The organism is Thiococcus pfennigii, from assembly GCF_016583835.1.
Taxonomy (GTDB): domain Bacteria; phylum Pseudomonadota; class Gammaproteobacteria; order Chromatiales; family Chromatiaceae; genus Thiococcus; species Thiococcus pfennigii.
In genome coordinates this window covers 1-10,019 of the sequence record NZ_NRRW01000087.1, presented here as the reverse complement: position 1 = coordinate 10,019, position 10,019 = coordinate 1, and the positions used below count along the sequence as shown (strand labels likewise).

The following is a 10,019-nucleotide window of genomic DNA, read 5'->3' as shown; positions in this document are numbered from 1 at the left end:
GGTTCGGCGGGGTTGGGCGGACTCGGGCGGGTTGCCCCCGGGGGGCGAGCGCCCGAGGCCGTGGATGCCGGCGTGAAACGGCGGGTTGTCCCGGTTCGACCGCGGGTGTCGTTGCCGTGCCTCAGCGCCAAGAGGCGGCAGTCGCGGGCGGCTCGACGAGGGCCGCCAGGTGGCGACGCGGCGAGGCGCCGCCGCGCCGGGTCGATCCGTGGTCGCGCCCCGTTCGGGTGCCGGGCGCGGGGATCACGCGGCAACCGCCGTGTCTCGCCAGCCCCCGCCCGGGCGACGTTGCCGGATCGCGCCGGTCTCGTCGATCTGGAACAGGTGCAGCCAGGCGTTGTCGAGCATCTGGCGGACCAGGTCGTGACGCGCGGCGACGTCGTCGATCGCGCGCTGCGGCGCCTCCAAAAAGACGCTCAGGCGCATCGGTTCATGCATCCAGCGCTTGCCGTCGTGCACGGACTGGATCGGCAGGCCGACGCGCAGGTCCCCGGCATTGCCCTCCAACACGCCGATCGCACCGCCGACGACATTGTGCAGGACCTTGTTGCCGCTGCCGAACCGGCGATTGTCCGTGGTCGAGCCGTAGTATTGGAGGTTGATCCAGCCGGCGACCACCATGGGCGCCGTCATGATCAGCTCCAGGACGCGGAAGTCGGCATCGGCGCGCCAATCGTAGTCATGCAGGAAGGCGCGCCCAGCGAGATCCAGGCCCCGCGTGCGTCCGCGCGGTGCGGCGATGAAGGCCGCACAGCCCGCCAGTGCCCACTCGGGGCGCACCTGGGACCAGTCTCGGCTGCGTCGCCGCACATTGGCGGTGACGGCGGCCAGCGATTGGCCCTCCAGGCCCAGTCGGGCGGCGCGCTGCAAGCGGGTCAGCTCGCCGGCCTGCCTGAGCCAGCTCCTGAGCTCGGCCAACTCCTCGGCATAGTCGCTGGACAGTCGGTCGGTGTCGTAGAGCCTCACCTCGTCGGTGCAGGTATCGTGCAGGGCACCGAGGAACCAGGTGTCGTCCGGGATCTCGATGCCGCGCGCCGCCAGTGCGCGGCGCACGGCCGGATCGTTCAGCAGCATGGCGCAGAGGCGGGCGCTGACCTCGCCCGTCATGCCGCCGCAGGCGCCGCAGTCGAGGCCGGCGGCATGGGGATTGTTGACCACGGTACTGCCGTGTCCGACCAACAGGACGAGCCGCGCGAAGCCCTCGGTCATCGACATGGCGCGCAGGATGCCCTCGGCCAGGCCGAGGCGCTCGGCCTCTGGGATGCCGGCGGGGGCTTCGTGATGCGCCGGTTCGTGGTGCGCGCAGGCGCCGTGATGCGGGGCGTCGATGGTCGGTCCGATCCGCCCCTCGGTGACCTCGTCCAGCCGCAGGTCGTCCGGGGCGGCGACGGGGCGACTCCAGCCGAAGCTGTCGGCGAGTATCTTGGGCGCATAGAGGAGCAGTCCCGCCGCCTCGACGAAGGAGAAGCAGGACGAGGCGCCCATCTTGAATGCCTTCCAGGACTTGGCCAGTCCGGCGCGGCGTCGCTGGATGGCCATGACGGTCTCTGCCTCGTGCGGGTCGGCGCCGTGGATCTGCGAGCAGACCTGGTAGGCGGGCGTGAGCAGGACGGGCAGGTGGGGGCGGGGGGCCGTCGCCCCGAAGGGTACGTGCGCGATCGGCAGGCCGAAGAACCCGGCGAAGCCGCGCGTCTCGCCCCGGGGACAGACGGTCTCGAAGGCGCGGCGGATGATCTCGGAGCGCACGTCGATGCAGAAGGCGGCCTGGACCTTGGGGCGCGGATCGGCGGGCGCCTGCCCGTCGCCCGGCTGGTCGCGCAGGCCATTCAGGGCGCCGATCAGGCGGCGCTGATAGGCGAGTTCGAGCGCCGTGAGCAGGACATGCTCGACGCTCGCATCGGCGTCGGTCTCGCCTTCGGCGTTGGCGTCGGTCGACACGCGCCCGCGCCCGAGGTCGATGCAGACGCGGCGCCACCTCCGGCTCAACAGCGGCGTCGCCTTGTGCTCGTAGACGAGCACGTCCCAGGCGAGGCGGATTGCGAGCAGCTCGACGATGTGGTCATCCTGGTCGCCCGCGAGCTCCTTCTCCCAGCGCAGCAGACGGGTCCAGGCGGCCCAGCCGCCGACGTCCAGGAGCGCGGCGTGCATGTAGTCGAGCGCGGCCTGCGTGGGGATCCCGAGACGGCAGATCGCGGCCTCGATGCAGGCGCGTGGCGACTTCGGCAGGGCCGCGACCCGGGCGCGCATCGCGTCCTGGCCCATCATCGTGAGGCTGTAGTCGAGGGCGGCGAAGCGACGCCAGGAGGCGAAGAGGGTCATCCCCTCCCAAGGGCGCTTCCAGGTCGCCTGGCCCATATCGAAGTAGGCGGCGCAATGGTGGCTGATGCGCTCGACGACGAAGCTCGACCAATCATCGGCGTCGCGTTCGTCGACCAATGCGGTGAGCAGCGGCACGCCCCCGGCCGGGGCGCGCTGTTCGGCCGCGGCGGCACGGCGCAAGTCCGCTGGGCTGGCGTCGCACCCGCAGCGTCGCGCGGCCTCGCGGAGGTCTTCGTCGGTGATGCGACCGTTCTCGATCTGCTCGGCATACCAGCCCCGCGGCATGTACATGCGGGCGTCGGCGATACGTCTCAGCGTCGCGGCGGCCTCCTCGAAGCGCTGGTCGACGAGCCCGTGAAACGGATTCACGGCGACGAAGCGGTCCAGGGGCCAGAGGGGCGCGACGCGGTTGCACGCCTTCTCGATCTGGGCGGCGAGGGCCGGTGACACCCTGTCGCCGACGGGGGTGACCCCAGCGCGCTCGATCGTTGGGCGCGCCCGCTCGGGCGTTGCGGCCAGGGTCGTAGTAAGGTCCGGATTGTCCTCGGCGAGGAGCCGCTCGGTTGCGTTCATCGCATGTCCTCCGCGGTGTGCGATGCGGTGCTCAGGCGGGGACTTCGCAGTCCGCCCCGTTCTTCGGTTGCGGCGGCCGCCGGCCGATCGGCCAGAGCCGCACGATGAGGCGCGTGACCGCCACATCCACGTAGAGCCCGTTGTAGAGATGGACGTGGATCGCCTGCCGCAGGGGGCCGGGGATCCGCGTAAACAGGTGCTGAACGAGGATGAGGGCGACGAACACGGCGACGACCGCGAGACTGAGCACCAGATCGAATGTGCCGCCGCTCGGCACCACGGGTCGGACGCTGTCGTGCAGCGCGTGCTCGAAGAGTTCGTGCAGCGCGAAGTAGGCGAAGCAGACGAAGGCGCCGATCGCCGTCGCCCGGATCAGCAGGCGGGCGTCATCCTCCAGCACCAAGGCCTGCAACAGGAGTTGGGCCGTCGCGATGGCGACGATCGCCCCGGTGACGATCAGCGCCGGCTGCGCGGTCGGGTCGATGCCGAAGGCCCATCCGGCGGCCAGGGCCATCAGGATCGCGCCCTGGAAGGCGACCAGCCAATGCCAGGGCTTGGGCGCCCCGCTGTTGAAACGCAGTACCGGCGCGCGGAAGCCATCGACGCTGCTGCCGGAGGCGAGGAAGGCGTGCGCCTTGTACAGGGAGTGCGCGACCAGGTGCAGGAGCGCGAGGCTGTAGAGGCCGAGCCCGGCCTCCAGGAGCATGAAGCCCATTTGGGCGGATGTCGACCAGGCCAACGACACCTTGATGCTCGTCTGCGTGAGCATGACCAGCGACGCGACGGTCAGCGTCACCAGGCCGACGACGGCCAGCGCCTCGAGCGCCCCAGCGGCCGAAGACATGATGGGGCTCATGCGGATCACCAGGAAGGCGCCGGCGTTCACGATCCCGGCATGCAGCAGCGCCGAGACCGGTGTCGGGGCCTCCATGACCTGGATCAGCCAGCCGTGGAACGGGAACTGTGCGCACTTGAGCACCGCGCTCAGCGCGATGAGCCAGGCGGCGACGTGCAGCGTCACCGGGATCGTCCCGTCGAGCGCGGCGATGCCGGCGTCGAGATTGGCGAAATCCAGCGTGTGCACCGAGGCCCCGATCAGGAGCGCGGCCGTGAACAGGCTCGCGTCGCCGACGCGACTGAACACGAACTTCTTATGGGCCGCGAGCCGGGCGTCGGGCCGTTCCGGGTAGAACAAGAGGAGCCGGTGCAGGTTCAGGCTAGTCGCCATCCAGGCGAGCGCGAACATGATCAGATTGCTCGAGACGATCAGTGTCAGGATCGCAGCGAGCGTCAGTACCAGCCACTTGTGAAAGTGTCCCTCGCCGGCGTCGCCGGCCATGTAGGTGCGTGCGTAGGTCGTGACCACGGCGCCGATCAGCGACACCAGGGCCAGCATGATGACGGTCACCGTGTCGACGAAGACCCCCAGCGCGAAATGGCCCAGGTCGAAGGGCAGGGGCACCGCGAGCAGGTTCATCGAGCGGGGCGGCCCGAAGCCGTGCGCGACCAGCGCGGTCACGGCCAGGGCGAACGCGAACCAGGCCGTCGCGGTCGCGGCCTTGGCCACCAAGGGACCTTGTCGGTTCGCCGCGGCGCGTGGAATGGCGGCGGCGAGCCAGAGCGACACGGGTGCGGCAAGCGCGGCGGCAGTGGTGACGGTCAGGGCGTCGGTCGTCATGGTATCCCCCCGGCGAAGGTGGAATCGGCCGTTGTCGCAGAGGATATGCGAGCGCTTTTTATTCAATAAAATAAATCTTTCGTATCGATGTGATCGACGAAAGTCGATATGTTGGCGTTCACGTGGGCCGGGTGAATCGAGGCGGCGCCCCGGGCGGCCGTGTCCCGCGATCGTGTGGCGAACGTTGCCGCCGTCGGACGCAAGGTGCGCGCCCCGTCGGCGTTCTGGTATCGATGCCCTTCGATGGCACCCCTGGCGAAGTTGAATTTCCGTTACCGCCGCCGACCCCAATTCCTAGTGCCATGGTCGGTTATCGGGCGGTAACCGGATTCTTCAGCCAGGCTGCCCAGCCGAGGCGGCAGCCGTCCAACGAGGGCCTGCACACATGGCGCATTACGATCGAGAGACCGCGTACACTGCCGAGGCGCCTGCATGGATGCCGCCGCAACTCGGGGAATGCATCCGCAAGGGTTGCTTCGTCTGCATCGAGCACACGGCCGCGATGCGACTGGGCTGCACGCACTGGGAGCAGTGGGGAGACATCCGCCGCTACGACGGGGATGTCCGGGCGCTGGACCGCGAGATCGAGACCTGCAAGGAATCCCACGGGGATCACCACATCCGCCTCAATGTCGAGGACCTCGGCTTCCATAGCCGCATGACGCTCTTCGTCTACAACCCCTCTCGTCCCGCGCTCCACGCCGCCTGACGGCCCCGCGAGCAGGTGCGGCCGGTTCGCTCGCGAACCGGCCGTCCGGCCGCCTCCCGCCCGGCCGCCTCCCGCCCGGCGCCCCTGTCGATCCGACCCCCTGCCGTTCTCGGCCGTCCGCGGGCCTGCGGACGCGGCCGCGCTGCGGCCTTCGCGACGGCGATCGCCCCCCGAGCCTGTGCATCGAGCGCCGCGCGACCGGCGGCGAGGCGCGGCGGACACCCGCGCCGCTGCGAGCCTCGGCGGCCGCCGTGCGCCGTCTATATATCGACAGAAGTCTATCGCTGGTATCCGTTTAATTGATTGGAAAGCCTTGCACAACGTATCTACCTTCATCTCACGTCACCGGGAATTCCATCGACTGGAGTGAATCATGGCTACGAAGACCTACGACGCGGGCGTCAAGGACTATGCGCTGACCTACTGGACGCCGGACTATGTGCCGCTCGATTCCGACCTCTTGGCCTGCTTCAAGGTGACCCAGCAGCCTGGGGTGTCGCGCGAGGAGGCCGCGGCGGCCGTCGCAGCGGAGTCCTCGACGGGCACCTGGACGACCGTCTGGTCGGACCTCCTGACCGATCTCGACTACTACAAGGGGCGCGCCTATCGCATCGAGGACGTGCCCGGCGACAAGGAGAGCTTCTACGCCTTCGTCGCCTATCCCCTGGACCTCTTCGAGGAGGGGTCGATCGTCAACGTGTTGACCTCGCTCGTCGGCAACGTCTTCGGCTTCAAGGCGGTACGCCACCTGCGCCTGGAGGACCTGCGCTTCCCGTTGCACTACGTCAAGACCTGCGGCGGGCCGCCGAACGGCATCCAGGTCGAGCGCGACCGGCTCGACAAGTACGGCCGGCCCTTCCTCGGCGCGACCGTGAAGCCCAAGCTCGGGCTGTCGGCGAAGAGCTACGGGCGCGCCGTCTACGAGATGTTGCGCGGCGGGCTGGACTTCACGAAGGACGACGAGAACGTCAACTCGCAACCCTTCATGCGTTGGCAGAACCGCTTCGAGTTCGTCATGGAGGCGGTGCGCAAGGCCCAGGAGGAGACGGGCGAGCGCAAGGGCCACTACCTGAATGTGACGGCCCCGACCTGCGAGGAGATGTTCAAGCGCGCCGAGTTCGCGAAGGCGCTCGGTGCGCCGATCATCATGCACGACTTCCTGACCGCCGGTTTCTCGGCCAATACCAGCCTCGCGAACTGGTGCCGCGACAACGGCATGCTGCTGCACATCCACCGCGCGATGCATGCGGTGATCGACCGCCACCCCAAGCACGGCATCCATTTCCGCGTGCTCGCCAAGTGTCTGCGGCTCTCGGGCGGCGACCACCTGCACACGGGCACGGTCGTCGGCAAGCTCGAGGGCGATCGCCAGTCGACGCTCGGTTTCGTCGACCTCCTGCGCGAGTCCTTCGTGCCCGAGGACCGCGCCCGAGGTCTGTTCTTCGATCAGGACTGGGGCGGCATGCCGGGCGTCATGGCGGTGGCCTCGGGGGGTATCCATGTCTGGCACATCCCGGCCCTGGTGACCATCTTCGGGGACGATTCGGTCCTCCAGTTCGGCGGCGGTACCCAGGGGCATCCGTGGGGCAACGCGGCCGGGGCGGCCGCCAACCGCGTGGCGACCGAGGCGTGCGTGAAGGCGCGCAACGAGGGTGTCGAGGTCGAGAAGGCGGCGCGCGAGATCCTCACCGAGGCCGCCCGGCACAGCCCGGAGTTGGCCGCGGCGATGGAGACCTGGAAGGAGATCAAGTTCGAGTTCGATGTCGTCGACAAGCTCGACGTCGCCTGATCCGGATCGATGGTCCTGACACCTGACCGCGGAGACAACGAGCCATGAGCACAGAGTACAACCTGGGCGACCACGAGACCGTCGGTCGCTACGAGACCTTCTCGTATCTGCCGGCCCTGAATCGCGACGAGATCCTGGAGCAGATCCTCTACATCCTCGGTAACGGCTGGAATGCCTCGATCGAGCACGAGCACCCGAGCCGCGCCTTCGAGTACTACTGGCCGATGTGGAAGCTGCCCTTCTTCGGCGAGACGGATGCGGGGGTGATCCTGGCCGAGATCGATGCGTGCCGTCGCGCGTATCCGGACCACCATGTCCGCTTGGTCGGCTATGACAACTACGCCCAGACCAAGGGACACGCCTTCTTGGTGCACCGGGCGTTCTGACGGGGGCGCCTCGGCAGGATCGAGCGACCCGGCCACGAGACAACGCAGCGAGACGAATGGAGCGAGGCATGGTTAAGCGCGCGAGAGAGCAAGGCTTGACAGGTCGGGCGGCGGCGATGGCCAGGCGCAGTCGGATCGCCGACGGCGGCAAGGCGGCGACGACCTCCGCCCCGGGCGGCCGTGCCAAGCCGTCCAGCCCAGGCCCTGATCGGCACCGCGAGCCGTCCGACCGCTCGGTGCGCCCGGCGCCTGCGACACCGGCCGCGACCGGGCACCCGGCCGCCGCGCGGGCCCCGTCCTCGAACGGACGCCGGCGCGCGATGGCCCAGCGCAGCCGCCTGACGCAGGGCCGCCCGGCGGGCGATCCAGCGGCGGCCGCGTCACGGCCGGAGCGACCGACCGGGCTCACGGGTCGCGACGCCGCCATGGCGCGACGCCGCCAGATCATCGGCGCGCCGATCGGCCCGGCCGCCGGCGAGACCCCTCGCGGCGACGACCCAGGTCGCAGCCCGGCGCGTGGCCTCGCGCGCGCCCCGGGGGCGGCGCCGTCGCCGCTCGGGCGGCCGGGCACGGCAGGCTCGACCGAGCCGGGATCGAGACGGCCGACGGCGGTCAGCCGGGGCCGCTCGCCGATGAAGGCGGCGACCCTGAGTCGCGGGCGGCGCCTGTCGATGGCGCGTCGCGCCGCCACTGCGGCCGCGGGGCGCAACGGCCTGAAGGCGCTGGGTCATCAATCCAGCCCATCCGCGGCGGCGACCCTGTGGCGCGAGGCGGGGGCCAGTTCGCGCGAGATCGCCCGCCAGGTGCGCCAGGAGCGTTGCGAACACGGCAAGTCCTGTGCGACGGGCGCGCGCCCGAGCGGTCGCCTGCGCCCGAACGGGCGCAGCGGCCGAGGTACGGCGGCGGCCGACGGGGCGAGCGCAACGGCCGGCGGCCGTCAGGTCACGGGCACGCGCCTGGGGCGCAGCACCAAGACCACGGGTGATGAGCCCGGCGTCTGCGCCCGCGTGACGGGCACCGAATACCTCGGCGCCGAGGTCTTCCAGGATTTCTGCGCGAGCGCCGCCGAGCCGCGGCCGCGATCCGCCCCGGCGGGCCGGGCCGGGGGGCAGCCCGTGACCGGCACCCGTGCCGGGCGCGGCATCGAGGCCACCAGCGACGAGGCCCACGCCGTGCGTGCGCTGACCGGGACGCCCTACACGGGCCCGGACGCGTCCGGCGGGCCGGTCAAGGTGGGTGTCACCCGTACCTTCAGCGGCGGCGCCGTGACCGGCACCCTGCTCGGGCGCGGGGCACGGGTCACCGGCGATGAGCCCGGCAGTTGCCGGCTCGTGACGGGCAGCGAATATGTAGGGGCCGAACAGTACACGGCCTTCTGCGCGACGCAGCCCGAGCCGAGCGGCGGGAAGAAGGTCGGCGCGGACGCGACCTGGCATGGCCGATCGGTCACCGGGACCCGGGTCGGGCGCGCCCCGCGCGTGACCGGCGATGAGCCGGGGACCTGCGAGATCGTCACCGGCACCCCCTACGTGGGTCCAGCGCAGTACGACACCTTCTGCCCGCCACCGGCGGGCGAGGCGGCGGCCCGGCGCGTCCGCAGCTGGCGCGACACGCCGGGTGCCAGCCTCACCGGCCAGTCGCCCGGCCTCGGCGGCGGCGTCACCGGAGACGAACGCGGTGCCTGCCTGGCCGTCTCCGGGACCCCCTATGTCGGCGCGGACCAGTACTTCGCCGAGTGTGGACAGGGCGCGGACAGCACGCCCGGGAGCGCGGACTTTCCCCAGCCCTTGACCGGTGGCAACTGGGGGGCCTTCAGCGTGCGTTCCCCGGCGCGGGCGGCTCAGGCGACACGGGCATCGGGCCTGATCACGGGGACCAGCTACCCGCAGGACGAGGGTCGTATCACCGGGCCGTTCAACCTCGGTCGCGGCGTCGTCACCGGCACCGAGGACTTCCGCCGGCGCCCGGAGCCGCCCTCGGCGACCACGGCGCTGCCGAGCGCCTTGCATCCGGCCCCGACGGCGACGGCCCGATCGATGCCACCGTCGGCCCCTCACTCGGTCGAAGGGTCGGCCACGGGGTCGCCTGCGGAGTCGCCACGTCCACGCGTGACCGGCGAGGGGCTGGACGGGGGGACGCGCATCACGGGCGACGACTGGGGTCGCAACGAGCGCGTCACGGGTACCGAGGGTCGCTCGGCCTCTGCCCGCAACCCGAGTCGGCGTGGCGCCACCGTGGGTGCCTTTGCCGGCGCGCGGACCTTTCAGGAATCCCAGGCGCGTCAGACGCCCCCGCAGCGGGTGACCGGCAGCAGCGGGAGCACCGAGCGCGGGGCGCTCGTGACCGTCTCGGGCGGCGCGAGGGCCTGAGCCATGACGCCGCTCTCCCCGAAGAGGACCGCGCCGCCGCACGGCCGCTCGCTGCGTGAGCGACCGGCCGCCCGCCCGGCGCTGGCGGGGCTCTCCCGGCGCGCCCGCCCCACGCCCGTGTCGAGCGCGCGCGGTCAGGCCCCGGGTGCGGCCGGCACGGCGCTCGGCCACGCGGGGGCCACGGCGCTGCGCGAGG

General features: G+C 71.0%; 7 protein-coding genes. 5 read left to right on the top strand and 2 right to left on the bottom strand.

All coding sequences use genetic code 11. The features are described from left to right. Positions 1 to 243 precede the first annotated feature (243 nt). Complete coding sequence (locus CKO41_RS17155; protein WP_200383165.1) at positions 244 to 2,892, bottom strand: YbcC family protein; 2,649 nt, start codon at positions 2,890 to 2,892, stop codon at positions 244 to 246. Positions 2,893 to 2,923: 31 nt separating this feature from the next. Further along, positions 2,924 to 4,570, bottom strand: a complete 1,647-nt coding sequence (locus CKO41_RS17150) for an NADH-quinone oxidoreductase subunit L (RefSeq protein WP_200383164.1) — start codon at positions 4,568 to 4,570, stop codon at positions 2,924 to 2,926. 436 nt (positions 4,571 to 5,006) lie between these two features. Here CKO41_RS17150 and CKO41_RS17145 point away from each other — a divergent pair, with 436 nt between their 5' ends. The 5 genes from CKO41_RS17145 to CKO41_RS18480 form a co-directional block, all read left to right on the top strand. Then, entirely contained in the window at positions 5,007 to 5,279 is a 273-nt protein-coding gene (locus tag CKO41_RS17145; RefSeq protein WP_200255287.1) for a RuBisCO small subunit-like domain-containing protein, read from the top strand. A 373-nt stretch (positions 5,280 to 5,652) separates the two neighbouring features. Next, complete coding sequence (locus tag CKO41_RS17140; RefSeq protein WP_200255468.1) at positions 5,653 to 7,068, top strand: form I ribulose bisphosphate carboxylase large subunit; 1,416 nt, start codon at positions 5,653 to 5,655, stop codon at positions 7,066 to 7,068. Between the two features lie 44 nt (positions 7,069 to 7,112). After that, positions 7,113 to 7,454 carry a ribulose bisphosphate carboxylase small subunit gene (locus CKO41_RS17135; protein ID WP_200255467.1) on the top strand — a complete coding sequence of 114 codons (342 nt, stop codon included), beginning with the start codon at positions 7,113 to 7,115 and terminating at the stop codon, positions 7,452 to 7,454. 320 nt (positions 7,455 to 7,774) lie between these two features. After that, complete coding sequence (locus CKO41_RS17130; protein ID WP_242464402.1) at positions 7,775 to 9,823, top strand: alpha-carboxysome scaffolding protein CsoS2; 2,049 nt, start codon at positions 7,775 to 7,777, stop codon at positions 9,821 to 9,823. Positions 9,824 to 9,826: 3 nt separating this feature from the next. Continuing rightward, a partial coding sequence (locus CKO41_RS18480; protein WP_207144144.1) for a hypothetical protein occupies positions 9,827 to 10,019 on the top strand: 193 nt, incomplete at its 3' end.

What these genes read in the sequence shown, in the direction of transcription:
- CKO41_RS17140 (WP_200255468.1), top strand. Translation starts at nt 5,653, where the DNA reads ATGGCTACGAAGACCTACGACGCGGGCGTCAAGGACTATGCGCTGACC.
- CKO41_RS17130 (WP_242464402.1), top strand. Translation starts at nt 7,775, where the DNA reads ATGGCCCAGCGCAGCCGCCTGACGCAGGGCCGCCCGGCGGGCGATCCA.
- CKO41_RS17155 (WP_200383165.1), bottom strand. Translation starts at nt 2,892, where the DNA reads ATGAACGCAACCGAGCGGCTCCTCGCCGAGGACAATCCGGACCTTACT.
- CKO41_RS17135 (WP_200255467.1), top strand. Translation starts at nt 7,113, where the DNA reads ATGAGCACAGAGTACAACCTGGGCGACCACGAGACCGTCGGTCGCTAC.
- CKO41_RS17145 (WP_200255287.1), top strand. Translation starts at nt 5,007, where the DNA reads ATGCCGCCGCAACTCGGGGAATGCATCCGCAAGGGTTGCTTCGTCTGC.
- CKO41_RS17150 (WP_200383164.1), bottom strand. Translation starts at nt 4,570, where the DNA reads ATGACGACCGACGCCCTGACCGTCACCACTGCCGCCGCGCTTGCCGCA.